Here is a 24615-nt window from a genome sequence, read left to right on the forward strand (position 1 = left end):
GACAGCGCGGGCCCGCCGGGCGGCCGGCAGGTGTATGTGGCGCTGGGCGACTCGATGGCGGCGGCCCCCTTCGTACCGCGCGGCACGGGCCCCTTCGCCTGCGGCCGCTCGACCCGCAACTACCCGCACGTCCTGGCCGCCCGGCTCAAGGCCGGTGTCTTCCGCGACGTCACCTGCAGCGGCGCGGTGACCGGCGACATGACCGCGCCCCAGCAGCTCTCGGTCCTCGGCGCGGACGCGGGCACCGCACCGCCCCAGCTCGACGCGCTGAGCGCGGGGACCACGCTGGTCACCCTGACCATCGGCGGCAACGACGCCGGTCTGGTCGGCGTCGCGGGCAGCTGCGTCCGGCTCAGCACGCTCGGCGGGCGCTGCCGGGACACGTACCTCAAGGACGGTGTGGATGTGGAGGCGGCCCGCATCGACGGCCTGGGCCCGAAGCTCGCCGCCGTACTGGACGCCGTTCACCGGCGCTCCCCGGTGGCCAGGGTGCTGGTCACCGGATACGGCGACTACCTCAGGGCGGGCGGGTGCTGGCCGGCCGTCCCGCTGCTCGGCAGCGACGCGGACTGGCTGCAGGGCAGCATCGACCGGATGAACCGGGTGATCGCCGCCACGTCCGCCGCCCACGGCGCCGAGTACGTCGACGTCCGCACCCCGAGCCGGGGGCACGACGCCTGCCGGTCGCCCCGCGCCAAATGGGTGGAGGGCTTCCTGCCCACCGCACCGGCGGCGCCGCTGCACCCCAACGCACGGGGCGAGCAGGCGTACGCGGACGTGATCCTCGCCCGGCTGACGCACTGACCGGCCGCCCGGTCCCGCGGTCCACGCGGCCCGCGGGACGGTGCTCGGGGCCACTGGCTGTCACACAGGTCCATCGTCCATACTGCGCACCGTGGAACAGCACATAGGCCCGAAGAGCCCCCCTCCCGTGCCGGCCGCCGCGACCGATCCGTCGTACGTCCCCGGCCTGATGCCGCCGCGCGCCGAGACTCCGGCCGCCGATGCGCCGGAACCGGCCGGACCGGCCGAGGGGGCAGCCCCGGAGCGTACGGAGGAGTCTGCGCAGCCGAAGCCGGAGCCGGCGCAGTCGGAGCCGGCGCAGTCGGAGCCGGGGTCGGCCGGGCGCGCCGCACCGGACGGCGACGCAGCGGAGCCGGAGAGCACGCCGGGGCCGGAGGCCGCACCGGCACCGGCGGACACCGCGCGGGAGAGCGAGGACGAGCGCGCGGCTGTGGACGACCCGGCCTTCGAGGTCTCCGACCGCCGTTCGGTGATCATCGCGAACCGCGCGGGCATGGTGCTCAGGCTGGACGACCAGGAGGCCGAGTTCGACTGGACCGAGATCGGTGCCGTCGAGTTCCAGACGTCCAAGTACGGGCGCCGGCTGACCGTCTTCGTCCATCTGCCGAACCGCCACACCTACCAGGCCGATGTCACCGCCCCCGGCCGCGGCGAGCTCAAGGAATGGTCGGCGCGGCTCGATACTGTCCTGGACACGTACTTCGAGGAGTGAGCCAGGGCTTCGAGGAGTGGGCCCGGGACAGCGCCGGAACGTACGAGAACCGCACCCGTGTCCCCATGCCAGAACCCGTCCGGTACCCCGTTTCCCGGACAGGTGCGTCCGTTCGGCTGGGGCCGGGCGGGGCGGCTTCCGGATGCACCCCCTAACCGATATGCATGTGCTTGCCCATGTAGTTGTCGAATTAGGAGTCTCTATGCGTCTTCGCAGCATGCTCGTCGCCAGCGCCTTCGCCGCCTCCGCGGTGCTGGGCGGCGCCGCGTCCGCCTCGGCCCACGACTACGGTCACGGCCACGGCCACCACCACGGCCACCACGGCATCGCCGCGGCGGGCAGCTTCCACAAGGAGGCCGGCGGGATCTACTACCACAACCTCGGTGGCCCGGCGGGCATCACGGACGCCGGTGCCTACAAGAACGCCAGCGAGGGCTGGTTCGGGTTCATGGCTCACTGATCAGGCGCCCCCCGCCCCCGGTACCGCGACTGCGCGGCGCCGGGGGCGGCGGTCTGTCCGGACGGGGGCGGATACGGCGTCAGGCCCCGGGCCCGGCAAAGACCGGCCGGACGGCCTAGGCGCGCGACACGCGCAGCCCCTTCGGGACCAGCAGCCGCTGGATCAGCGCGATCAGCCCGTCCGCCGCGAGTGCCAGCGCCGCCACCCACAGCGCCGCGGCGATCACGCCCTCAAGGCCGTAGTTGGCCTGGCCGAGGACGATGTCCCCGAGCCCGCCGCCCCCGGCCACCGTGGCCAGGGTGGCCGCGGAGATGACGTACACCACCGCGATCCGGATACCGGAGAAGAGCAGCGGGAGGGCCAGGGGCAGCTCCACCTTGAGGAGGACCTGCAGCGGGGTCAGGCCCATCCCGCGTGCGGCGCGGACCATGTCAGGGTCGACCTGGTCGACGGCCAGATACGCCTGGCTGAGGATCGGCGGAATGGCGGTGATCAGCAGCGCGACGGCGATGTTGACGAAGTTGAGGCCGAAGATGCCCAGGCCGATCGCGATGACCGCGAGGTTGGGCAGGGCCCGGCCCACGTTGGAGATGCTGGTGGTGAGGAACTCACCGCGGTGCAGATGGCCGAGCCAGAGCCCGACGGGAACGGCGACCACGAGCGAGACGGCGATGACGATCGCGCACATCCAGACGTGCTGCCCCGTCTTCTCCAGCATCAGCGATATCCGGTCGTGCATGAAGGTGAACGAACCGATGAAGGTGTCCATTTACGCGGCCTTCCTGCTCCGGGCCCACGGGGTGAGCAGCCGTCCGGCGAGTACCAGCAGTCCGTCGGCGGTGAGCGCCAGGACGACCGCGAGGGCGCCGGCGCCGATGAACTGGGTGTTGAACGGTGACTGCAGCGCCTTGAGAATCAGCGAGCCGAGGCCGGAGTCGATGACGTACGCCGCGATGGCGACGGTCCCGATGGTCATGACCGTCGTGACCCGCAGTCCGGAGATGAGGGACGGCAGGGACATCGGCAGCTCGACCTTGAACAGGATCTGCCGCCTGGTCAGCCCCATGCCGCGCGCCGCGCGCACCGCGTCCTCGGGGACTTCGCGCAGCCCGGTGAGGATGGTGGTGAACAGCAGATAGAGGCTGTACGCGATGAGGGCGATCTCCACCGTGAGCACGGAGAACCCGGTGACCGGGACCAGGAGTTGGAAGAGCGCCAGCGGCGGCACCGTGTAGAGGAAGGACGAGAGGGCGGAGGCCGGCATCGCGAACCAGCCCTGGAAGTGGGCGAGTACGGCCATCAGGAAGGCGATGACGAAGCCGGCGACGACCGCGATCAGGGTGAGTTCGATGTGCTGGACGAGCGCGGGCCAGAAGAGGGTCGACCAGTGTGCGGTGAACCAGTCCACGCAGAAGGTGGAGTTGTTCGCCACGCAGGCGCTGGGGCTCCCGTAGTCCGGGATGACGGGTCCCGCGCTCATGCCGCGCCCGCCTTCCGTACGGCGTCCATGGACGCGGTGCCGAGGACGGCGCCGCCGTCCCCGGTGACCCGTACGGCGTCGGCGCCCTCGGCCACCATCAAGGAGAGCGCGGAGCGGAGCGTGGCGTCGCCGGGGAGCCCGGGGAGTTCACCGCCGCCGGTGTCCGGGGCGGGTGTGAGCTCCAGATCGCTGAGCCTGACCAGGGACAGGCGTTTCAGTCCGCGGTCGGCGCCGAGGAACCGGGCGACGAACTCGTCGGCCGGCTTCTTCAGGAGGGTCCGGGGCGGGTCGTACTGCGCGAGCCTGCCGCCCTCGCGGAGGATCGCGACGCGGTCGCCCATCTTCACGGCCTCGTCGATGTCGTGGCTCACGAAGATCACGGTCTTGCGGATGCGCTCGTGCAGCGCCAGGAACTCGTCCTGGACATGCTCACGGGTGATGGGGTCGAGCGCGCCGAACGGCTCGTCCATCAGCATGACCGGCGGGTCGGCCGCGAGGGCCCTGGCGATGCCGACGCGCTGGCGCTGGCCGCCGGACAGCTGAGTGGGGTAGCGCGACCCGTACTCGGCGACCGGCAGGCCGACCAGGTCGAGCAGTTCGGCCACCCGGTCCTTGGTGCGTTTCCGGTCCCAGCCGAGGACTTTGGGGACCGTGGCGATGTTGGCCGCGATCGACAGATGGGGGAAGAGCCCCGTCTGCTGGATGACGTAGCCGATCGAGCGGCGCAGCTGGATGGGGTCGAGGTCGCGGATGGACCGGCCGCCGATGCGTATGTCGCCGCCGGTCGGTTCGGCGAGCCGGTTCACCATCATCAGCGCGGTGGTCTTGCCGCTGCCGGACGGGCCGAGCAGCACACAGATCTCCCCCGCCGGCACGGTCAGCGACAGGTCGTCGACCGCGGGCGTCGCGGAGTTGGGGTACATCTTGACCACGTGGTCGAAGACGATCTCCTGCGCGGAGGTGGAAATTTTATGGCTTTCCTGGCTCATTGGGGGCTTTTTCTCCTGGAGAGCGACCGGGGGGTCGCGGATGGGTGGCGGGACGCCGCCGCGGGTCGTCGCGCGGCGGCTGCCTGCGTCAGCTGATGCCGTTGGCCTTCAGGAACTTGGCCGCGACTTCGGAGGGTGCGAGCCGTACGGTGTCGACCGCGCGGTTCATCTCGCGTACCGCCTGGTCAGTGAGGAGCGCGTCCACCTTGTTCAGCGTCCTGGCGAATTCCGGGCCCTGCTTCTCCTGGACGCCCTTGCGTACGACGGGCGCCACGTTCTGGAAGCCGTAGTAGCCCTTCGTGTCGTCGAGGAGGGTGTAACCGCCGCGGGCGAGCTGCGGGTCGGTGGTGAAGACGTCGGCCGCGTCGACCTGTCCGTGGTCGAGTGCGGAGTACTGCAGGCCGATGTTGAGGGTCTTCACCTCGGTGTTGTGCAGCCCGTAGGTCTTGACCATGTCGTGGTAGCCGAGCGCGCCCTCCATGTTGTCCGGGTACTCGGCGAAGACGACGTGTCCCGCCTTCCTCAGATCGCTGATGGTCTTCAGCCCGTGCTTCTTGGCGAACGCGGGCTTGACGGCGACCGCGTCGCGGTTCTGGAAGGGGGTCGGGGGCAGCATGGTCAGCCCGCGGGTCTCCTCGTACGCCTTGGCCGCGCGGTAGGTCCCGGCGGCGGAGTGCGGCATGGTCTTGCTGCGGGCCAGGACCTGCAGGATGACCCCGGTGTACTCGGGGTACAGGTCGATCTGGCCGGAGGTGAGTGCCCCGTCGATGACGGTGGTGCTGCCGATGTTCGACTTCAGCTCGACGTTGTAGCCGGCCTTGGTCAGGGCCTGTTTGTACAGCTCACCGATGATCCACTGCTCGGTGAACTCCTTCGCCCCGATGACCACGGTGGGCTTGCTGCCGGTGGTCTCGGACACCGCGCCGCAGCCGGACAGCGCGGCCACACCCAGGAGGGCCAGACAGCCGGCCAGTACGCGCCGGAGGGCCTTCACACCTGGTCCCGGGGGACGCTGAAGGACCAGGTACGGCTGAAGACCTCACGCTCGTCGTCGCCCGCGCCCTCGAACGCGGACAGCTGGTTGACCACACAGAAGTCCGTGGCGTCGGCGGTCATCCGGGACCTGGTGCTGATGCGCGTCGCCCAGCCGCCCCGGCTGATGGACTCCTCGCGCTCGCTCTCCACCGCGGCGGACAGCGGGTCACCTTCGACCAGCCGGAAGCGGTTGAGGTCGCTGCCGGTGCGGGTGAGGCCGTCGGCCCGGTCGGTCATGGTGCCGTCGGCCGGGGTGGTGACGATGATCTGTTCACCGGTCTCGTAGTCGAAGCTGACCTTCCTGTCCCCGGGGATGGAGGCCAGCTCGATGCTGTGCGGCGGGACATCGAGCGGCGGTCCGTACGGCCGCAGTTCCGCCTCATCGGCGGGGCGGGGCGCGCGCACCGGCAGGGTCAGCTCGCCGTGGGCCGTGTCGAGCTCCAGCGCCACCTGCTCGGGCGAGGGCCAGACCCAGGGCCACAGCGAGGCGGAGACGGAGATCCGGATCCGGTTGCCTGCGCCGAAGGCGTGGCCGATGGCGAACAGCGGCACCGCCACCTCGTAGGCGCGGCCCGGCTCCAGTGGCTGCGGGTCGCTGTGGCCGTCCCGGTGGGTGAGGTTGAGGAAGCCGGTGGTGACCAGCTTGGAGCTGCCGTCGGGCCAGACCTCGCAGAGCCGCACGGCGAGCTGCGCCTGCGGCCGGTCGCTGGTGACCCGCAGGGTCACCTCGGGGGCGCCGAGGATCTCGAGACGCTCGGTGAGGGCGGGGCCGGTGAATGTCCGGGAGCGGCCGTCGTCGGGCGCCTGGTCGCCGTTCTGCCCCGGTATGTCGCCGAACTTGAGGAAGTCGCCGCCGGAGGCGCCGATCGCGAGCGGCGACCGGAGTACGGCCGTGCCCGGCTCGCCGCCGAGCGCACCGAGCGGGGTGACGGCCGCCTCGACGCCGGGGGCCGGCCAGGAGGGTTCGGCGACCCAGCGCCCGGGGCGCTCCTCGCGGTCGGAGCCGACCGGGGCCGGGTCGGGTATCCAGGCCCGCAGGGCGGGTTCGTCCATGATGCCGTTGTCGGCGCCGCCCATCCAGTGGTCGAACCAGCGCACGCACTCGCCCTGGAAGTCGATGGCGGGGCCGGGTTCGGCCTGGTGGGGGTAGGTGTGCGCCCAGGGGCCGAGCATGGCCTTGGCGGGGACCCGCAGGTTCTCCATGAGCCGGAAGACCGCGCCGCGGTACGGGTCGAGCCAGCCGCCGACCGCGTAGACCGGGACCTTGATGGCCGAGTAGTCCTCGCAGACGGAGCCGTGCTGCCAGTAGGCGTCCCGGCGCTGGTGGGTCAGCCACTCCTCGGCGTACGGGACGGTCTTCTCCAGCCGGTCGAGCCACTCGTCGCGCCAGGACTCGCCGATGACGGCGGGGTCGGACGGGCGGGCGTTGTACGCGAGCATCGTCGCGGCCCAGGGCAGCATCTCGGAGGCGAGCAGCGAGCCGCCCGCGTAGTGCACGTCGTCGGCGTACCGGTCGTCGGTCGAGCAGACCGTGACGACGCAGCGCAGCTGGGGCGGCTGGAGGGCGGCTATCTGGAGGCCGTTGAAGCCGCCCCAGGACTTGCCGATGATGCCCACCTGGCCGTCCGACCAGTCCTGGCGCTCGATCCAGGCGAGGACTTCGAGCGCGTCGGACAGCTCGGTGGCGTGGTACTCGTCGAGCATGATGCCGCTGGAGTCACCGCTGCCACGGCAGTCGACCCGCACAGCGGCATAGCCGGCCCGCGCGAACTGACCGTGCAGCGTCACGTCGCGGGGGGCCGTCCCGTCGTTCTTCCGGTACGGGATGTACTCCAGGACCGCGGGGACCGGCCCTTCGGCGTCGGCGGGAAGCCAGATCCGGGCAGCGAGACGGGTCCCGTCCTCGAGGGGGATCCAGACATGGCGCAGAACGCGTACGGAATGCTGTGCGGGGGTGCGGTGAGTAGTGGCAGTGCTCATGTTCCGGCACCTTAGAGGAGCCTGATATTCCGTTTGTCCCGAGTGCCCGTGTATTACACACTTGTTCAACCGTGAACAAGAGCACAGGCATAGGGCGTGTCATTATGGGTAAACACCCCATATTTGCACGCCCGTGTGCATGTACCGGCGGTAATAGCCCCTCCCCGCGGCCGCCGCGCGACCACCCCGCGACCACCCAAAAGACCGGCACGTGAAAGACCGGCACCTATCCGGCGTGACCGTACTCGGGCAGCACGAGAGCCGTACTGGCCGTGCGGCCCTGACTCTCCGACGAAAGAGCGGTACCGCCGCGCAGAGCGGCGTTGCGCGCGTCGAGCTGCTCCCGGGTGCGCGGGGTGACCGTGGCACTGCCGCCCAGGGCCAGCGCCTGGTTCAGCTCCACGAACTCACGGACCGTCTTCTCGTAGGCCGCGAAGGCCGTGGTGTGGTCGGCATGAGTGGCCAGCTCACCCGCCAGCACATACGCCCCGACCAGCGAGACGCTCGACCCCTGGCCGGACAGGAAGGAGGTCGCGTGGGCGGCGTCCCCGGCCAGCGCCGTACGCCCGGTGGACCAGGCCGGCATATGGATCTGGCTCACGACGTCGAAGAAGAGGTCGTCGGCGCTCCGCATCGCCGCCACCATGCGGGGAATCTCCCACTGCGCGTCGGGGAACTCCGATGCCACCAGCTCACGCTGGGCCCACGGGTCGCGGAACGCGCCCAAGGGGGCCTCGTCCTGAGCGAACGTCAGGAACCCGTGCAGGGTGTCGGCGGGGTCGTGGGCGTAGAGCGTCGCGGCCCTGCCCGGGACGTTCCACATACGGGCCTCGTGCGCGAGACCGAGGTCATTGGGCAGCGTGAAGCCGGCGAAGCAGTAACCGAGGTAGCGGTGGTACCGCTCTTCGGGACCGAAGGCAAGCCGGCGGGTGTTGGAGTGCAGACCGTCGGCGCCGATCACCAGGTCGAAGGTGCGCCGGGTGCCGCTGTCGAAAGTGACGTCCACGGCGTCGCCGCGGTCGTCGAGGGTCGCTATCGAGTCGTTGAACAGGAACTCGACCCTGTCCCGGACCAGGCCGTGGAGACAGTCGGCCAGGTCTCCCCTGCGCACCTCCAGATCGAGATTCTCCGCCCCGCCGGTGACGGCCTCGGGCCGCACGGCGGCCACGACATCGCCGTCGGCATCGAGGAAGGAGATCTTCTGTGTGTCCACATGGGCCCGCCGGAGCTGCGGCAGCAGCCCCATCCGGTCGACCACGTCTCGGGCGGTGCCGCGGACGTCGATCGCGTATCCGCCGCCGCGGAGCGCGGGAGCCTTCTCCACCACGGTGACCTCGAAGCCGTACCGGTCGAGCCAGTAGGCGAGGGACGGGCCGGCGATGCTGGCCCCGGAGATGAGGATCGTGCGGTTGACCTTGGGGTTCATCATGAATCTCCTCGTCCGGGTTCCCACCCGGGCAGTAGATGCCTACTTTAGGTATCCTTATTGCGGACGCAGTACGGCCTCGGACACCGACGAGCAAGACCACCATATAGATACCTGTGTTAAGTATGCAAATGGAGCTGGGATGAACACGCCAACACCGGGTGAGCCCGAGCAGGCCGGCAACCAGGACGACGTACTGGCCGTGATGCCCCGCCTGGCCCAGCTGAGCAATGCCATCAGCCGCGGCCGGCTGGTGCACCACGCCATGGAGGCGGCCGGGGCCACGGTGGACCGGCCCGCCTTCTCCGTACTCCTCGCCCTGCACTTCGCGGGCAGGCCGCTGCGGGTGAAGGAGATCGCGGAGCAGGTGCAGGTCGTCCAGCCCCACGCCACGCGCCAGGTTCAGCAGTTGGAGCGGCGCGGGCTGGTGCACCGCATCGGCGACCCGGACGACGGACGCGTCAGCCTGATCGAGCCGACAGCCGAAGGGGCCCGGGCCGCCGACCGTTACGCGCGCACGCTCGTCGGGTGGTTCACGGGGGCCGTAGCGCACTGGCCGGAACAGGACCGCAGGGACCTCGGCCGGCTGCTGACCCGTTTCACCGACGATGTGACGGCCCGGCTGGCGGCCCTGGACGACACGGCGCCCTCCTAGGGAGTTGCGATCAAGATCGTGATGCGAGGTGCCGGATCCAGCGGAGACCGGCGCCGGGGCCGACGCGGACGCCCGGCCGGTGCGGGCGGGTCAGCGTTCCCGGATCATGGGGTGCGTGGCCAGGGCGGTGACCTCGATGTCGGCGTACGGCCAGATGGGCAGGCTGGTCAGAGCCTCTTCCAGTGCGTCGGCGTCGACAGCGGACCATATGCCGACGTTGCCGCGCCGGCCAGGGATCCGCCAGAAGTGCTGGATCACTCCCTCGTCCAGCAGTTCACGGCCCCGCTCCCGTTCCCGGCGGATGAGATCGTCGCGTTCGTCGGCGGGCAGCGTGTAGGCACGGGAACCGTCGACCTGCACGAGAAACTCCATGGGACCTCCTTGATCGATGTGCCGCCAGGAAGATTACATCGAACATTATAGAACTTCGAAATAGTAGCCTTGTCCTCATGCCGAAGAGTCCGCACCACCCCGATCTCGGGGACGTTCAGCTTGCAAGGCTGCTCTCTGCCCTGGGGGATCCGGCCCGGCTCGCGATCGTCGCCGTACTGGCGGACCACGCCGAGCACCAGCGTGAGGACTTTTCCGTGAGCCTCGGGCCATCCACGGTGAGCCACCACATGCGGATCCTGCGAGAAGCCGGTCTGACTCTCCACCGCTTCGAGGGCACCCGCTGCTTCGTCTCGCTGCGGGAGGACACCCTCGACCGCTTCTCCGCGGCGCTGACGGGCATCCTTGAGTCCCTCGACACCATCGACACGCATTGATGTGTGGGGTTGTGATCGCGCGGGTCCCCGCCTGGGGGGGGCCGGCTCGTGGAGTGGAGCGGCCGGACGTCTCGCCCTCAGCTTCCCCAGGACCTGTCCGACGGCGGACGGCGGACGGCGTCAGACGGCCAGGCTCCGGGCGATGGCGTCGGCCGCGAGAAGCGGCATCGAGTGGTGCGAGACCCCGGGGACCACATCCGTCCGCGCCTCAGGCAGCGCCGTACGCGCGGCCGCGGCCACCCGGGCCGCGTCATGGCAGCGGGCCCGCCCTGCGAAGCAGAGGACCGTGGACGGCCGGCCGGTTCCGGTCAGGACGGGGCGCGGACCGGTGACGGGACGGACGGTGGGGAAAGCGGCCGTCGCGTCCTGCAGCCGCATCCAGGCCGGGTCGAGGTCGGCGCCGCCGGTCTCCCAGGCCAGAAATCGCCTGATCCGTACGGGAGTCGGCCGCAGCAGCATGGGCAGGGCCCGCAGCACATAGCCCGGCCTGAGCCCGGCGAAGACCTGTACGGGGTCGAAGAGGACGAGGCGGGCCAGGCGTGCGGGGTGCCGGGCGGCGTAATGGGCCGCGATCCAGGCGCCGTAGGAGTGTCCGGCCAGGGTCACGGGGCCGGAGATGTCCGGCGCGTCGAGGACAGCGTCCAGTACCTCGTCGAGCCAGCCGGTCAGATCGTCCGTGGTCCGGATCGGCCGCCCGTCGGCCGGCACGCTGAGCCCCGGCTCGCCCACCAGGTCCACCGCGTGCACCCGTTGGGCCCCGCCCAGCCCCGCGGCGACCGCCGCACGCCAGACCAGCGAGGTGGCGCCGCCGCCCGGCAGCAGCACCACGGGTGGGGCGGTGCGGGGCCCACAGCTGTTGACGCGGGTGAGCCCGTACGGAGTGGGGACGTCACGGCTGTCCACCGGGAGGGGCCACTGGGCGAGGATCTCGCCGTACGCGGTGCGGAATCGGGGTGGCACCGGCGCAGCCGACATGGCGGCCTCCCTTACCTCGCTGGGCGACAGTCTCGTTCAGTCGTGCAGCGAAGGATCCTACTGACCGCGGCGGGCCGCGGGTTCACGGCCTTCGGGGCCGAAATCCTGTCGGGGATGAAGCCCGTGTTACGGCATCGCGAAATGAACGGCGGCCGGCAGCCCGGCCCGCACCCCGGCAGCACGCACACCCCGCCCGTATCCGGTCGGCGTCTCCCCTGCTCAGAGCGGGGGCGGCTGTCCCGCCCCGGGGTCGGCGGCCCGCGGCCCGCGGCCGTTCACACTCCCTGGACGCGCATTGACGCCCCCTTCCCGGCGTGGGTTACTGACGCCGGACCGGCCCGGTGATCCCCCGCCGGTCCGGCGGCCCCGATTCCCGTGTGCCGCCCGTTTCACCGAGCGCGCCCCCGGCGGCGCCCGCACGGCGGAGAGAACCAGGGTGACCAGCATGGAACGCGCACCGGAGAGGACGGCAGCCGTACGCCGCCTCCGCTGCGCCCTGCCGCACCCCGGCTCCGCGCGTACGCCGTCGTCAGCGGCCCACCCCTGTCGCTCGTGTACCGGCGGGTGTCGCTCGTGTACCGCCGGGCTGCCGGCCGGCGCTCCGCGCCACGGCCGCTGACACCCCGGACAGAACCCGGCCCGCTCTCCCCCAAGGTCCCCGCTCTCTCCCGTACCGCCGTTCCCGGCACCTTGCCCGGGGCGCCGGCTCGGCCCCGGCCGTGCCGGCCCCCGCCGCCCGGCGACCTCTTGATCTCTGGAGTACCCATGCCCGAGACGTCCGCGCCCCCGGACGAGCCGGTGACCGCCGGCGCGCTGCCCGCTCCCCCCGGACCTCCACGGTCCGGTTCGGCGTCCGGACGGGATGCCGGACCGGACGCCGGGTCGGATACCGGAGCGGACGCCGGTCCGGCCGCCCCGGTGCGCGACCCCCGGCTCGCGGCCGAGCGAGTGCTGCCGCTGCGTCACCCGTGGCGCTGGGTGCTGACGGCCGTGGTCGTGGTCCTGGTCGCCCAGTTCCTGCACGGACTTGTGAGCAACCCGTTCTACCAGTGGAGCCGGTTCTCGTACTGGCTCTTCCGCCCGGTCGTGCTCGAAGGACTGCTCATCACCCTCGAAGTCGCGGCGCTCAGCGCGGTGGCCGGGCTCATCGGCGGAATCGTCCTCGCGCTCTGCAGGCTCTCCCCCAACCCCGTACTCAGGTCGGCCTCCTGGGTCTACATCTGGCTGCTGCGCTCGGTCCCCCTGATCGTCGTCCTGCTCTTCCTGTACAACTTCAGCGCGCTGTACCGGACGCTCAGTCTGGGCATCCCGTTCGGGCCCGCCTTCTTCCGGTTCGACGAGTCCCATCTCGCCACCGACCTGGTGGTCGCCGTCGTCGGTCTGAGCCTCAACGAGGCCGCGTACGCCGCCGAGGTCGTCAGGTCCGGTGTGCTCTCCGTCGACCAGGGCCAGCACGAGGCGGCGTCGGCCCTCGGGCTGCCGCGCGGGTTCCGGTTCCGCCGCATCGTGTTCCCGCAGGCCCTGCGGGTCATCGTGCCGACCTATGTCAACCAGCTGATCGGCCTGGTCAAAAGCACCTCGCTGGTCTTCTACGTCTCCCTGCTCGACCTCTTCGGCACGGTGCAGAGCCTGGGCAGCACCTATCCGGGGGATGTCGTACCGCTGCTGCTCGTGGCCACCTGCTGGTACATCGTCCTGACGAGCGCCGTCTCGGTCGTCCAGTTCTATGTGGAGCGCCACTACTCACGCGGTGCGCTGCGCACCGTACCCCCCACTCCCCTGCAGAAGGTCAGGGCCGGGATCCGCAGCGCGCGTGCCCGGATCGCGATCGGAGCGGGCATATGAGCCTCGGCACCACACCGCCGCAGGGCGCGGAGTCCGTCCGCTCCGCGCCGGTCGCCGTGGAAATCCACCGCGCGCACAAGTGGTTCGGGGACCACCAGGTCCTGCGCGGCATCGATCTGACCGTGGCCCCGGGCTCGGTCACCGTCGTCATCGGGCCTTCCGGGTCCGGCAAGTCGACACTGCTGCGCGCCGTGAACCATCTGGAGAAGCTGGACATCGGCCATGTGACGGTCGGCGGCGAGCCCATCGGCGTACGGCACTTCCGGGGCCGGCTCAAAGAGCTGGCCGAGCGTACGATCCGGGCCCAGCGCAGCCGTATCGGTTTTGTCTTCCAGCACTTCAACCTGTTCCCGAACCTGACGGTGCTGGAGAACGTCGCAGCGGCGCCGACCGCCATCGGCCGTACCGACCGGGAGGGCGGCCGGGCCCTGGCCCGCACTCTGCTGGAGCGGGTCGGTCTCGGGGACAAGGCCGGTGCGTATCCACGGCAGTTGTCCGGCGGCCAGCAGCAGCGGGTGGCCATCGCACGGGCGCTGGCCCTCGAACCAGGGGTGATCCTCTTCGACGAGCCGACATCGGCGCTCGACCCGGAGCTTGTCGGCGAGGTCCTCGCTGTCATCAAGGAGCTGGCGACCGGCGGAACGACGCTGATCGTGGTGACCCACGAGATCGGGTTCGCCCGCGAGGTGGCCGACCAGGTCGTCTTCCTCGACCACGGGCGGATCGTCGAACAGGGGCCGCCAGGACAGGTGCTCGACCATCCCCGCGAGGCCAGGACCAGGGAGTTCCTCGGCAAGGTGCCCTGAGCGGCACCGTCCGCATCGCCCCGCCCCGTCCCGCCTCCCGACATCACCCGCACCCACCATCGAGGAATCCGACATGTTCCGCCGCAGCTCACCTCTGTCCGCTCTCGCCGCCGCCGGCACCGTGCTCGCCCTGGCCGCCGGACTCAGCGCCTGCGGTGCCGGCAGCGCCAAGGACGGGACCGGCTCGCCGACAGCCGCCGCCAAGGGGTCGGTGGTCATCGGCGCGGTCTCGAACGGCGCCGCCAGGCAGACCACTCTGCACGTCCCCGAAGTGGACTCCATCCGGGCCCAGTTGCCCAAGTCCGTCACCGCGGACGGGAAACTGACCATCGGGCTCGGTATGCTCCCGGCCGGCTCCGCGCCGCTCGGGTATGTCGGAGACGACCAGAAGACCCTCACCGGATCCGAGCCCGATCTCGGCCGGCTGGTCGCCTCGGTGTTCGGCCTCCGGCCCGATCTGAAGAACTCGACCTGGGAGAACCTGTTCGTCGGGATCGACAGCGGCCGCACCGAGGCGGGCTTCTCCAACATCACGGACACGGAGGAGCGGAAGAAGAAGTACGAGTTCGCCTGCTACCGCGAGGACAACCTCGGCTTCGAGGTGCGCAAGGACTCCGGCTGGAACTTCGACGGCACGTACAAGAGCCTGGCGGGGAAGACCGTCGCGGTGGGAGCGGGCACCAACCAGGAGAAGCTCCTGCTCGAATGGCGGGGCAAGCTGGCGGCCGAGGGCAAGAAGCTGACGGTGAAGTACTACCAGGACAGCAACAGCACCTATCTGGCGCTGAATTCGAAGAAGATCGACGCGTACTTCGGCCCGAACCCGAGTCTCTCGTACCACATCACCCGCACCGCATCGACCCCGCAGGCGACCCGCAGCGCGGGCACCTTCTCGGGGGCCGGGGCCTCGTTGCAGGGACTGATCTGCGCCACCGCCAAGAAGGGCAGCGGCCTCGCGAAGCCACTGGCCGCTGCCCTCAACTACCTGATCGAGCAGGGGCAGTACGCCAAGTGGCTGCAGGCGTGGAACCTCGAGAACGAGGCCGTGAAGACCGCCGGGGTGAACCCGCCGGGCCTGCCGGTCAGCAACTCCTGAGCCGTGGCACCGCCGACCCCCGAGCCCGGTCACCGACTTCCGGCCCGAGGGCGGCGACCCGGTGGAAGAGCCCGTCCGAGAACATTCCCCGCAGAGAAGAGAAGGCGCCGCATGTCCACCGAACTCCAGCCACCGCGGCCGCCCCTCCCGCTGCCCGCTCCCGCACCGTCCACCGGACGGGCCGCTCCGCATCTGCTGGACAACGCCGCCTGGGCCGCGCTCACCGGCCCGCACCGGCGCTTCGCCGAGACGGTGGGTGCCGCCGCGCGCTATCAGCCGGATGTCGCGCCCTTCGTCGCACTGGCCGATCCGGCGTCCCCCGCGGCCTGGGACGACCTCGCCGTACTGGTCGGCCGCGGCGGGGAGACCGCCGTCACCGGGGTCACGTCGGTGCCGGACAACTGGGAGACGGTACGCAGCGGTTCGGGCGTCCAGCTCATCGCCACCGCCCTGCGTACGGCCCGCGACCCGGAGGCGGTCCGGCTGACCCCGGCGGACGTACCGGAGATGCTGGACCTGGTGAGCCGCACCAGGCCGGGCCCCTTCCTCCCCCGCACGATCGAACTGGGCGCGTACTGGGGGATCCGGCGCGGCGGGCGGCTGGTGGCGATGGCAGGCGAGCGGCTGCGCCCGCCGGGCCACACCGAGATCAGCGCCGTCTGCACGGACGCCGGACACCGGGGCCAGGGGCTCGCCACCCGGCTGGTTCGCCATGTGGCCCACGGGATCCGGGAGCGCGGGGACACCCCGTTCCTGCACGCGGCGGGCGAGAACGAGAACGCCATCCGGCTGTATCTGTCGATGGGCTTCACGCTGCGTCTGCGCAATCTGTTCGTCGTGGTCCGGGTCCCGGGAGGTGACGCCCCGGCCGCACCTGGGGCCTGACCGGACCTGCCGCTCCTCCCCCGCTCCCCCCGCACCTCCGCCCCTCAGGAAAGGCACCCCGCGGACATGTCACCCTCTCCCACCCCTTCCGCTCCTCCCGGACCCCTTCATCTCGCCGTGGCGCTGGACGGCGCGGGCTGGCACCCTGCCTCCTGGCGTGATCCCCGGTCCAGGCCGGAGGGACTCTTCACCGCCGGCTACTGGCTGGACGCCGTACAGGAAGCCGAACGCGGCCTCATCGACTTCGTGACGTTCGAGGACGCGCTGTCCCTCCAGTCGACCGACCCGTCCGGTGACGACCGGCGCACCGACCAGGTGCGCGGCCGGCTGGACGCGGTCCTGACCGCCGCCGCCGTGGCGCCGCTGACCCGGCACATCGGGCTCGTACCGACCGCGGTGGTCACCCACACCGAGCCCTTCCACCTCGCGAAGGCCATCGCCACGCTGGACCATGTCAGCGGGGGGCGCGCGGGCGTCCGGGTCCGGGTCTCCGCCTCGGCGCACGAGGCGGCGCACTTCGGCCGCCGTGACCTGCCGGAGTTCCGGCCGCGGGACCTCGGGCACCCGGCCACGCAGGAGCTGATCCGTGAACTCTTCGGTGAGGCGGCCGACTACGTCGAGGTGCTGCGCAGGCTCTGGGACAGCTGGGAGGACGACGCCGAGATACGTGACACCGCCACCGGGCGGTTCATCGACCGTACGAAGCTGCACTACATCGACTTCGAGGGCGAGCGGTTCAGCGTCAAGGGGCCGTCCATCACCCCGCGGTCGCCGCAGGGGCAGCCGCTGGTCACCGCGCTCGCCCACGGGCCCGTGCCGTACGCGCTCGTGGCGGGCTCCGCGGACGTCGGGTACGTCACGCCGCACGACGCCGCCGGTGCGCGGGCCGTCACCGACGAGATCCTGGCCGCCCGGGACGCCGCGGGGCGGGGCGGCGAGACCGTCCATGTCTTCGGGGATCTGGTGGTCTTCCTCGACGACACCGCCACCGCCGCGAAGGCCCGCAGGCAGCGGCTGGACGAGACGGCCGGCGCCCCGCTGACCAGCGACGCCGAGGTGTTCACCGGCACCCCGGCCGAACTGGCCGACCTGCTGCTCGACCGGCAGCGCGCGGGCCTGACCGGCTACCGGCTGCGCCCCGCCGTGACCGGCCACGACCTGCCCGCCATCACTCGGGGCCTGGTCCCCGAACTCCAGAGCCGGGGCGCCTTCCGCCGCGCCTACGAGGCCGGATCGCTGCGCGGGCTGCTCGGCCTGACGCGGCCCGCCAACCGTTACGCCCGGGTCCGGGCCGGAGGACAGTCATGAGCGACACCCAGAAGCAGATCCACCTCGCGGCCCACTTCCCCGGGGTCAACAACACCACGGTCTGGAGCGACCCGGAGGCGGGCAGCCAGATCGACTTCGCCTCCTTCAGCCACTTCGCGCGCACCGCGGAGCGGGCCAGGTTCGACTTCCTGTTCCTGGCCGAAGGGCTGCGCCTGCGGGAGCAGGGCGGCGAGATCTACGACCTGGACGTGGTGGGGCGCCCCGACACGTTCACGGTGCTGGCCGCGCTCGCCGCCGTCACGGACCGGATCGGTCTCGCCGGCACGATCAACTCCACTTTCAACGAACCGTACGAGGTGGCACGGCAGTTCGCCTCGCTCGACCATCTGTCGGCAGGCCGGGCCGCGTGGAACGTCGTCACCTCCTGGGACGCCTTCACCGGGGAGAACTTCCGGCGCGGCGGTTTCCTCCCGGAGGCGGACCGCTACACCCGAGCCGAGCAGTTCCTCCGTACCGCCTGGGAGCTGTTCGACTCCTGGGCCGACGGGGACGTGCCGGCCGACCGGGAGAGCGGGCGGTTCCTGCGGACGCCGGACGCCGGTACGTTCGCCCACCGCGACCAGCACTTCGACATCGCGGGCCGGTTCAATGTGCCGCGCTCGCCGCAGGGCCGGCCGGTGATCTTCCAGGCGGGCGACTCCGACCAGGGCCGGGAGTTCGCCGCCGCGACCGCCGACGCGATCTTCAGCAGGCACTCGGCGCCGGAGGCCGGACGGGTCTTCTACCGCGATGTGAAGGGGCGGCTGGCCCGCTACGGAAGGTCACCGGATGAGCTGCTGATCCTGCCCGCGGCCACCTTCGTACTGGGCGAGACCGACGCCGAAGCTGAGGAGCGCGCCCATGAGGTACGGCGCAGCCAGGTCAGCGGCCGAACCGCCATCAAGTTCCTGGAACACGTCTGGAACCGGGACCTGTCGGCGTACGACCCGGACGGGCCGCTGCCCGACATCGACCCCGATACGGGTGAGCACACGGTGGCCCGGGGCCGGGCGAGCGTACGGATGGTGCGTGACCCGCTGGCCACGGCGGCCGAGTGGCGGCAGCGGGCGAAGGCGGAGGGGCTGTCCATCCGGGAGCTGGTGATCGAGACCAGCGCCCGGCAGACGTTCATCGGTTCGCCCGCCACGGTCGCCGCCGCGGTGAACGCCGCCGTGCAGAGCGAGGCGTCCGACGGCTTCATCCTGGCCCCGCATCTGGTCCCCGGCGGCCTGGACGAGTTCGCCGACACCGTGGTGCCGCTCCTCCAGGAGCGCGGGGTCTTCCGCACGGAGTACGAGGGGACGACGCTCCGCGACCATCTCGGGCTTAGCACACCGGGCGCCTGAGACGGCCCGAGCCGATGCCAACACGCTTTGTGGGATGCCCTGTTGGCCTGGGCACGCCCTCCAGGCGACGGCTGGTCAGCGCACGGCTTCCTGTGCTCAGCGCACGGCTTCCTGTGCCAGGTGCTCGCGCAGGACCGTGCGCAGCCCGAGGGGCTCGCGGCCGAGCAGGGTGGCCAACGTCGGGTCGACGGCGGTGAATTCACCCGCCCGGCTCGCCGCGAAGATGCCCAGCAGCTGGCCCGCCACCTCGGCGGGGGCTCCATGGCCCAGCAGGTCCTGCCGGTACTGCGGGTCGGGGACGGTGGTCCTGGTGATGGTGCGGCCCGTGACCTCGGTGGCGAGGCGCGCGATGTCGCCGAAGGTCAGCGCCTGCGCCCCCGTGAGCGGCGGGGTGGGCCCGTCGAAGCGGCCCTCGTCGGCCAGGATGACGGCGGTGGCCTCGGCGAGGTCGGCATGCGCGGTCCAGGTGACGGCGCCGTCCGCGGGGAGCGCGATCTCGCCCGCCGCCAGGCCCGGGCCCGCCAGCTGGAGGGCGCTGGCGGCATAGAAGCCGTTACGCAGGGAGGTGAACGGCACGCCGGACGCGCGCAGGGCATCCTCGGTGGCGGCGTGGTCGCGGCACGCCTGGAAGTGCGAGGTGGCGCCCGCGCCCATCTGGCTGGTGTAGAGGATGCGGCGGGCGCCGGCGGCGACGGCACCGTCGATCGCGGCGCGGTGGTCCCGTACGGTCTCCTCGCCCATCTTGTCGACGGACACGATCAGCACCTGGGAAGCGCCCTCGAAGGAGTGGGCGAGGCTGTCCGCGTCGGTGAAGTCACCGCGCCGCACCCGGACGCCCAGGTCGGCGAACGCTTGGGCCTTCTGCGGGTCCCGGACGCTCACGCCGACCTGGCCGGCCGGGACGCGCGTCAGCAGCCTCTCGACGACCTGGCGTCCGAGCTTCCCGGTGGCTCCGGTCACGATGATCATGAATCTCTCCAGCGATAGTTCCATTGGAATCACCTTTACGGTAACATTGATATTTCCGAGGGAACAGCCCGAGTGGTATCAGCGGTATCGTTGACACATGTCACCACGCCCATCCGACAGGGACGGCGCAACCGCCGTCGACCCCACCACCCCGGCCGCGGACCGGGAGGAGCCCCGGCAGCGAGTCATCGAGGCAGCCGCCGATCTGCTGGCGCGCGAGGGCCGCGACGCGGTCACCACCCGCGCGGTCGCGGTCGCGGCCGGACTGCAACCCCCGGCCATCTACCGGCTGTTCGGCGACAAGGCGGGGCTGCTCGACGCGGTGTCGGAGTACGGCTTCGCCACTTTCCTCGCGACCAAGCAGGGCGAGCACGCCGCACCCGAGCCGAAGGACCCCATCGAGGGCCTGCGGGCCGGCTGGGACCTGGCGGTCGAGTTCGGCCTGGCCAACCCGGCCCTCTACACCCTGATGTACAGCGAGCCCACCAGGGGCACCTCGGCCGCCTTCCAGGCCGGCATGAAGATCCTCATGGGCCGCATCAGGCGCCTCGCCGCAGACGGCTGGCTCCGCGTCGACGAGGACCTCGCGGCCGCGCTGATCCACGCCACGGCGCGCGGCGCGGTGCTCACCTGGCTGTCACTGCCCGAGGAGCGGCGCGACCCGGCGCTGCTGACCACCCTGCGGGAGTCCATGGTGACCGCGGTGACCTACGACGAGCCGGCCGTGCAGACGGCAGGCCCGGCGGGCGCCGCCCGCGCCCTGCTGGCCACGCTCCCCGACCAGACGACGCTCAGCGGCGCTGAGCAGCATCTGCTGAGGGAGTGGCTGGCCCGCCTCACGTCCGACGACTGAAACGCCGCACCGGAACCGCCCTTCGCTCACCATGATCAATAGTCTGTCGGCAGACGCGTGACCTCGCGTCTGCCGGAGAGAAAGGCGAGCGAACCCCAGTGAAACTCCCCATGGTGCAGCGGATGGTCTGGCTCACGGCGGCGACGGCGCTGCTGACGACGCTCGGCATCGCCCCGGCCGGAGCGGCCGGCACGGCCGGCGGGCAGGACGCGGCGGCCGGCTGGCAGAAGGTGGGCGGCGACGCCCTCAGCGGTGTCAGCGGCATCGCGTACGAAGGGCACGCCACGCACGGAGCGGGCGTGAGCGCCCTGGTCGTGCACGACAACAAGGACACCGGGCAGCAGCGCCTGTCCCGGATCACTCTGCGCAAGGACTCCGACCGCGTCTCTCCGGTCACCTGGGACGGGCCGGAGCCCGTGGACCTGGAGGCCGTAGAAGCCGTCCCGGGGCAGCCATCGGAGTATCTGGCGCTCGCCAGCCGTGGCATCGTCTACCACCTCGAGGTCACCGGCTCCACAGCGAAGGTCCTCGACTACGCGCCGCTCCCGGCGATCGGCCAGGGCGACAACTTCGAGAGCCTCGCACTGGTATCCCGTAACAACCACCTCGCCGCCCTGTGGGCAGACCGCGGCGCGGGCCGGGACCGCCCCGCCACGCTGTACTCGGCGTCCCTCAGCTTCGACGAGTGGGGACAGGCGCAGTTCGGCGGCGTGGCCCACCAGGCGTACCGGGCCGCGTACCCGACCGACCAGGAGACCAGGCATATCTCGGACATCTCGGTGACCGACTCCGGCCGGATCCTGGTGAGTTCGGCGGCGGACGCGGGCGACGACGGCCCCTTCGACTCCGCGGTGAGCGACGCCGGCCGGGTCGCCGTGTCGGGGACCGGCCAGGTGCGGGTCACGCCGGCAGCCTCACCGACCGTGCTCAAGACCTTCCCCCAGCACAAGATCGAGGGGGTGGAGTGCCTGCCGGGGACCACCGAGGCCCTCCTCGGCACGGACGACGAGAACCTCGGCGGATACGTACAGGCCCTGCCGCTCTGCAAGGGCTGACGCGGGCCCCGTCGGCGCCCTTCCGTCGAGGCGTACGGGCCGACATCACCGGCTGACAGGAAACTGACAAGAAGCTGACAGCGGTCCCGCACCCTTTGACCCATGCGATATCTGTCGAATCCCTTCCGTGGTTCCCTGTTCCGTCCGCCGCCGCGGCACATCATCGCGGCAGCCGTGGCGGCGGCAGCAGGAGTGTCCCTGCTGGCCGCCGCCCCGGCTCCGGCAGCGGAACACCCCGCCGCCGGCCAGGTGGCCGTCCACCAGCAGGCGGTCACCGCGGCACAGCAGCAGGCGGTGCTCCAGTACTGGACACCGGAGCGCATCGCGGCGCTCACCACCCCGGCGTCCGGCAAGCCGCCCGCGGGCGGCCCCGACGGCGCGCCCTGGACCTCCGGGAACGCGCTGTCGAAGACCGTCGGACGGCTGTTCTTCACCGACCACGGCGAGGACATCAGCTGTACCGCCACCGTGATCCGGAGCGCCAACCGGAGCACGGTGGTGACCGCGGGCCACTGCGTGGACAACACCGACCTGCTGGGTGAGAACAACCAGTGGGCGACGAACGAGATGTTCGTGCCCGGATACCACGACGGCCAGGCGCCCTACGGCAAATTCGTCGGCCGTACGGGCGTCGCCGACGCCACCTGGCTGGCCAACGACCAGCAGCACGCGGAGAAGTACGACGCCTACGACCAGGCTTTCGTCGTGCTGAACCCGAATGAGCGGGGCCAGAAGCTGCAGGATGCGGTCGGCGCCGCACAGGAGATCGGCTTCGACCAGCCCGGCGACGTGCCCAGCGACTCCTTCGGCTACCCGCGCGCCGCCAACGACCCCGCGCGCGAGGGCCTCCCCGAGTACACGGGTGAGCGTCTCGCGTACTGCTCGGGGACCGGCAGGGAATACCCCGGTACGCCCGAATTCCCCGAGCCACCCGGCCTGTTCGGCCTGCCGTGCACTATGGGCGGCGGCTCCAGCGGCGGGCCGCGGATCACCGGCCTGCACCCGGTGACCGGTGTGGGCACGGTGGTCGGCGACAACACGCAGAGCGCGTTCTTCGACAGCGCGGGCGTCCCCTGCCCGGTCGAGTCCCAGGACAACTGCGTCCGCTACCTCGTCGGCCCGCGGTTCAGCTCGGCGATCACCGAGCCGCTGTACGACGTGGCCCAGCGGGCGTGAGCGGCGCCGAACGGGCCGTCCGCTAGCGGGCCGTACCAAGAGAGACGGCCGGAGAGAGCCGGCCCCCGTCACACGCGGGGGCCGGCCCTCGGCGTTCTCAGTGCGCCGCGCGCACCGCCGAGACCAGCCCGCCGGGGCCCTCGTCCTGCTGCGGCGGGGTGCGCACCGGACGTCCGTAGGCTTCGGCGCGCTCACGCAAGGTGAAGGTCTCCGCCTCCCAGCCGAGGCCGTCCAGCCAGCCGACCGGGTCCTCCGGCATCTCCGAGATCCACATCGACGCCGCCGCTCCCGGAGCGGCGTCCCCGCGGAAGCGGTCGACCACACCGCGCGGGGCCAGTGTCAGGCCCATCCTGCTGCCCGCAGCCGACAGCTCGCCGACCCGTTCGAGCAGCAACTGCACCGCGTCATCGGGCAGATAGATCAGCAGCCCCTCGGCGATCCACACTGTCGGCTGCGCCGGATCGTGTCCGGCCGCGGCCAGGGCGCCGGGCCAGTCATCGCGCAGGTCGACCGGGACGGTGATCCGCTCACAGCGCGGAACGGCCTGTTCCTGGCGGAGCACCGCGGCCTTGAAGCCCAGCGGTTCGGCCGTGTCGACCTCGAACAGCCGGGTCCCCGCAGGCCAGTCCATCCGGAAGGCCCTGCTGTCCATCCCGGCCCCGAGCAGCACGACCTGCCGGACACCCGACGTGACCGCCCGGTCCAGCAGATCGTCCAGGAACTTCGTCCGGATGACGATCGAGAAGGCCACGCCGAGCCGGCGGCGTCGGGCCGCCTCGTCCGCGCTCGGGAGCGACGGCACCCCGGGGCCGATCCCGCCGGCCGTGGCGAAGGCCGACGCCAGCGGGTCCCGGAACAGCGGCTGCTCGCGTGCCGTCTCCTTCGCACGTACCCGGGCCACGCCCACGGCAGTGGCCCACACTCCGAACGGCTCGGCCCGTCCCGCCCCATCAGCCATGCGTTCAGCCTAGGCCGCCGAGCCCCGGACACGGGCGCCGGGCTGGGTCCCCACGGCTCCGGAAAACGATCGAGGGCCTCGTACCACCGAAGTGATACGAGGCCCTGACCTGGGCTCGAAGCCCTACTGCACCGTCGGGACGACAGGATTTGAACCTGCGACCCCTTGACCCCCAGTCAAGTGCGCTACCAAGCTGCGCCACGTCCCGGTGCCGCTTCGGACCCGGGGCTTCCCCGGCCGAACGCGCACCGAAACAATACCGCACTCCACCCGGTGGTCACGAACCCGTTTCCCCCGGCCGACCGCTTGACCTCAAGTGCGCTTGATGTTGGATCGTCGGCCGCATGAACACAGACCTGAACCGGCTGATGGCCCTCATGACCGGCGACGAGAAGCACGGGCCGGCGGCGACCTCGACGCTGGACGCGCTCTGGGTGCTGTACGACCGGGTGCTGCGGGTCACCCCGCAGACCGTCTCGGCGCCCGGCCGCGACCGCTTTCTGCTGTCGAAGGGGCACGGCCCCATGGCGTACTACGCGGTCCTCGCCGCGAAGGGATTCCTCCCCGAGGAGCTGCTCGCGGGCTTCGGCTCGTACGAATCGCCGCTCGGCCACCACCCCGACCGGCTGCTCGTGCCCGGGGCCGAGATCGGCAGCGGGTCCCTCGGGCACGGGCTGCCGCTGGGTGTGGGGACCGTGCTCGGGCTGCGGGCGCAGGGGCTCACCGATCCGCGGGTGTGGGTGCTGATCGGGGACGCCGAGCTGGACGAGGGCTCGGTGCACGAGGCCATCGCCTACGCCGGGCCCGCCGGGCTCGACCAGTTGCACACCGTGGTGATCGACAACGCGTCCGCCAGTTACGGCGCCCCCGGGGGGATCGCGGCCCGTTTCGAGGCGGGCGGGTGGTCGGTCGAGACCGTCGACGGGCGGGACCACGAGCAGCTGTACGCGGCGTTCACCGCACCGCATCCGGGCCGTCCGCACGCCGTGGTCGCCCGTGTCGAGCCCAAGAACGCCTGAGCGGGACTTCCGACAC

General features: G+C 71.4%; 25 protein-coding genes and 1 tRNA gene. 15 read left to right on the forward strand and 11 right to left on the reverse strand.

Annotated elements, in window-relative coordinates:
* Nucleotides 1–30 precede the first annotated feature (30 nt).
* The 3 genes from G3I19_RS09520 (at nucleotide 31) to G3I19_RS09530 (ending at nucleotide 1976) form a co-directional block, all read left to right on the forward strand.
* Complete coding sequence (locus G3I19_RS09520; protein ID WP_343235042.1) at nucleotides 31–804, forward strand: SGNH/GDSL hydrolase family protein; 774 nt, start codon at nucleotides 31–33, stop codon at nucleotides 802–804.
* 91 nt (nucleotides 805–895) lie between these two features.
* A complete protein-coding gene (locus G3I19_RS09525) occupies nucleotides 896–1516 on the forward strand; it encodes a hypothetical protein (RefSeq protein WP_164262022.1) in 621 nt (206 codons plus the stop codon).
* A 202-nt stretch (nucleotides 1517–1718) separates the two neighbouring features.
* Nucleotides 1719–1976, forward strand: coding sequence for a hypothetical protein (locus G3I19_RS09530; protein ID WP_164262024.1), 258 nt, complete (start codon nucleotides 1719–1721; stop codon nucleotides 1974–1976).
* 115 nt (nucleotides 1977–2091) lie between these two features.
* Here the strand turns inward: G3I19_RS09530 and G3I19_RS09535 are convergent, their stop codons facing one another.
* The 6 genes from G3I19_RS09535 to G3I19_RS09560 form a co-directional block, all read right to left on the reverse strand.
* Nucleotides 2092–2745: an ABC transporter permease gene (locus tag G3I19_RS09535; protein WP_164262026.1), complete on the reverse strand. Its 654-nt coding sequence runs from the start codon at nucleotides 2743–2745 to the stop codon at nucleotides 2092–2094.
* Nucleotides 2746–3456, reverse strand: a complete 711-nt coding sequence (locus G3I19_RS09540; protein WP_164262028.1) for an ABC transporter permease — start codon at nucleotides 3454–3456, stop codon at nucleotides 2746–2748.
* Nucleotides 3453–4445, reverse strand: a complete 993-nt coding sequence (locus G3I19_RS09545; protein WP_164262030.1) for an ABC transporter ATP-binding protein — start codon at nucleotides 4443–4445, stop codon at nucleotides 3453–3455. Before G3I19_RS09545 ends, G3I19_RS09540 begins: the two co-directional genes overlap by 4 nt.
* Before the next feature lie 88 nt (nucleotides 4446–4533).
* The gene (locus tag G3I19_RS09550) at nucleotides 4534–5439 is read right to left on the reverse strand and encodes a glycine betaine ABC transporter substrate-binding protein (protein WP_164262032.1); all 906 of its coding nucleotides are present in this window, start codon (nucleotides 5437–5439) and stop codon (nucleotides 4534–4536) included.
* Nucleotides 5436–7460 (reverse strand): CocE/NonD family hydrolase, encoded by a 2025-nt coding sequence (locus tag G3I19_RS09555; RefSeq protein ID WP_164262034.1) that lies wholly within the window; start codon nucleotides 7458–7460, stop codon nucleotides 5436–5438. The genes G3I19_RS09550 and G3I19_RS09555 overlap by 4 nt, the downstream gene beginning before the upstream one ends.
* A 226-nt stretch (nucleotides 7461–7686) precedes the next feature.
* Complete coding sequence (locus G3I19_RS09560; RefSeq protein ID WP_164262115.1) at nucleotides 7687–8886, reverse strand: FAD-dependent monooxygenase; 1200 nt, start codon at nucleotides 8884–8886, stop codon at nucleotides 7687–7689.
* A gap of 142 nt (nucleotides 8887–9028) precedes the next feature.
* Here G3I19_RS09560 and G3I19_RS09565 point away from each other — a divergent pair, with 142 nt between their 5' ends.
* Nucleotides 9029–9541, forward strand: a complete 513-nt coding sequence (locus G3I19_RS09565; RefSeq protein ID WP_164262037.1) for a MarR family transcriptional regulator — start codon at nucleotides 9029–9031, stop codon at nucleotides 9539–9541.
* A 90-nt stretch (nucleotides 9542–9631) separates the two neighbouring features.
* Here G3I19_RS09565 and G3I19_RS09570 read toward each other — a convergent pair whose 3' ends face one another.
* Nucleotides 9632–9913: a muconolactone Delta-isomerase family protein gene (locus G3I19_RS09570; protein WP_164262042.1), complete on the reverse strand. Its 282-nt coding sequence runs from the start codon at nucleotides 9911–9913 to the stop codon at nucleotides 9632–9634.
* Between the two features lie 77 nt (nucleotides 9914–9990).
* Here G3I19_RS09570 and G3I19_RS09575 point away from each other — a divergent pair, with 77 nt between their 5' ends.
* Nucleotides 9991–10308, forward strand: a complete 318-nt coding sequence (locus G3I19_RS09575; protein WP_164262045.1) for a helix-turn-helix transcriptional regulator — start codon at nucleotides 9991–9993, stop codon at nucleotides 10306–10308.
* A gap of 120 nt (nucleotides 10309–10428) precedes the next feature.
* On the opposite strand, the gene G3I19_RS09580 is transcribed toward G3I19_RS09575, so the two are convergent.
* A complete protein-coding gene (locus tag G3I19_RS09580; RefSeq protein ID WP_164262048.1) occupies nucleotides 10429–11283 on the reverse strand; it encodes an alpha/beta hydrolase family protein in 855 nt (284 codons plus the stop codon).
* A 765-nt stretch (nucleotides 11284–12048) separates the two neighbouring features.
* Here G3I19_RS09580 and G3I19_RS09585 point away from each other — a divergent pair.
* From G3I19_RS09585 to G3I19_RS09610, 6 genes are all read left to right on the forward strand, one after another.
* Nucleotides 12049–13128, forward strand: coding sequence for an amino acid ABC transporter permease (locus tag G3I19_RS09585; RefSeq protein ID WP_164262051.1), 1080 nt, complete (start codon nucleotides 12049–12051; stop codon nucleotides 13126–13128).
* Entirely contained in the window at nucleotides 13125–13934 is an 810-nt protein-coding gene (locus G3I19_RS09590; protein WP_164262054.1) for an amino acid ABC transporter ATP-binding protein, read from the forward strand. Before G3I19_RS09585 ends, G3I19_RS09590 begins: the two co-directional genes overlap by 4 nt.
* Before the next feature lie 73 nt (nucleotides 13935–14007).
* Nucleotides 14008–15030 carry a transporter substrate-binding domain-containing protein gene (locus G3I19_RS09595; protein ID WP_164262057.1) on the forward strand — a complete coding sequence of 341 codons (1023 nt, stop codon included), beginning with the start codon at nucleotides 14008–14010 and terminating at the stop codon, nucleotides 15028–15030.
* Between the two features lie 111 nt (nucleotides 15031–15141).
* On the forward strand, nucleotides 15142–15915 hold the full coding sequence (locus G3I19_RS09600) for a GNAT family N-acetyltransferase (protein WP_164262060.1): 774 nt from the start codon (nucleotides 15142–15144) through the stop codon (nucleotides 15913–15915).
* A gap of 66 nt (nucleotides 15916–15981) precedes the next feature.
* Nucleotides 15982–17223, forward strand: a complete 1242-nt coding sequence (locus G3I19_RS09605; protein ID WP_164262063.1) for an LLM class flavin-dependent oxidoreductase — start codon at nucleotides 15982–15984, stop codon at nucleotides 17221–17223.
* Nucleotides 17220–18569: an NtaA/DmoA family FMN-dependent monooxygenase gene (locus tag G3I19_RS09610; protein ID WP_164262065.1), complete on the forward strand. Its 1350-nt coding sequence runs from the start codon at nucleotides 17220–17222 to the stop codon at nucleotides 18567–18569. The genes G3I19_RS09605 and G3I19_RS09610 overlap by 4 nt, the downstream gene beginning before the upstream one ends.
* 96 nt (nucleotides 18570–18665) lie before the next feature.
* On the opposite strand, the gene G3I19_RS09615 is transcribed toward G3I19_RS09610, so the two are convergent.
* Nucleotides 18666–19538, reverse strand: a complete 873-nt coding sequence (locus tag G3I19_RS09615) for an SDR family oxidoreductase (protein WP_164262117.1) — start codon at nucleotides 19536–19538, stop codon at nucleotides 18666–18668.
* 97 nt (nucleotides 19539–19635) lie between these two features.
* On the opposite strand from G3I19_RS09615, the gene G3I19_RS09620 reads away from it, so the two are divergent.
* The 3 genes from G3I19_RS09620 (at nucleotide 19636) to G3I19_RS09630 (ending at nucleotide 22622) form a co-directional block, all read left to right on the forward strand.
* Nucleotides 19636–20391, forward strand: a complete 756-nt coding sequence (locus G3I19_RS09620; protein ID WP_164262067.1) for a TetR/AcrR family transcriptional regulator — start codon at nucleotides 19636–19638, stop codon at nucleotides 20389–20391.
* Nucleotides 20392–20489: 98 nt separating this feature from the next.
* Nucleotides 20490–21446 carry a hypothetical protein gene (locus G3I19_RS09625; protein ID WP_164262069.1) on the forward strand — a complete coding sequence of 319 codons (957 nt, stop codon included), beginning with the start codon at nucleotides 20490–20492 and terminating at the stop codon, nucleotides 21444–21446.
* Nucleotides 21447–21548: 102 nt separating this feature from the next.
* Nucleotides 21549–22622 (forward strand): hypothetical protein, encoded by a 1074-nt coding sequence (locus G3I19_RS09630; protein WP_203599375.1) that lies wholly within the window; start codon nucleotides 21549–21551, stop codon nucleotides 22620–22622.
* Between the two features lie 97 nt (nucleotides 22623–22719).
* Here G3I19_RS09630 and G3I19_RS09635 read toward each other — a convergent pair whose 3' ends face one another.
* Together G3I19_RS09635 and G3I19_RS09640 are read right to left on the reverse strand one after the other, a co-directional pair.
* Entirely contained in the window at nucleotides 22720–23580 is an 861-nt protein-coding gene (locus tag G3I19_RS09635; protein ID WP_203599376.1) for a class I SAM-dependent methyltransferase, read from the reverse strand.
* A gap of 134 nt (nucleotides 23581–23714) precedes the next feature.
* Nucleotides 23715–23788 (reverse strand) — tRNA-Pro (locus tag G3I19_RS09640).
* 136 nt (nucleotides 23789–23924) lie between these two features.
* Here G3I19_RS09640 and G3I19_RS09645 point away from each other — a divergent pair.
* Entirely contained in the window at nucleotides 23925–24599 is a 675-nt protein-coding gene (locus tag G3I19_RS09645; protein ID WP_164262072.1) for a transketolase, read from the forward strand.
* The last annotated feature ends 16 nt before the right edge of the window (nucleotides 24600–24615 follow it).

This window comes from Streptomyces sp. SID10853 (assembly GCF_010548145.1).
GTDB lineage: Bacteria > Actinomycetota > Actinomycetes > Streptomycetales > Streptomycetaceae > Streptomyces.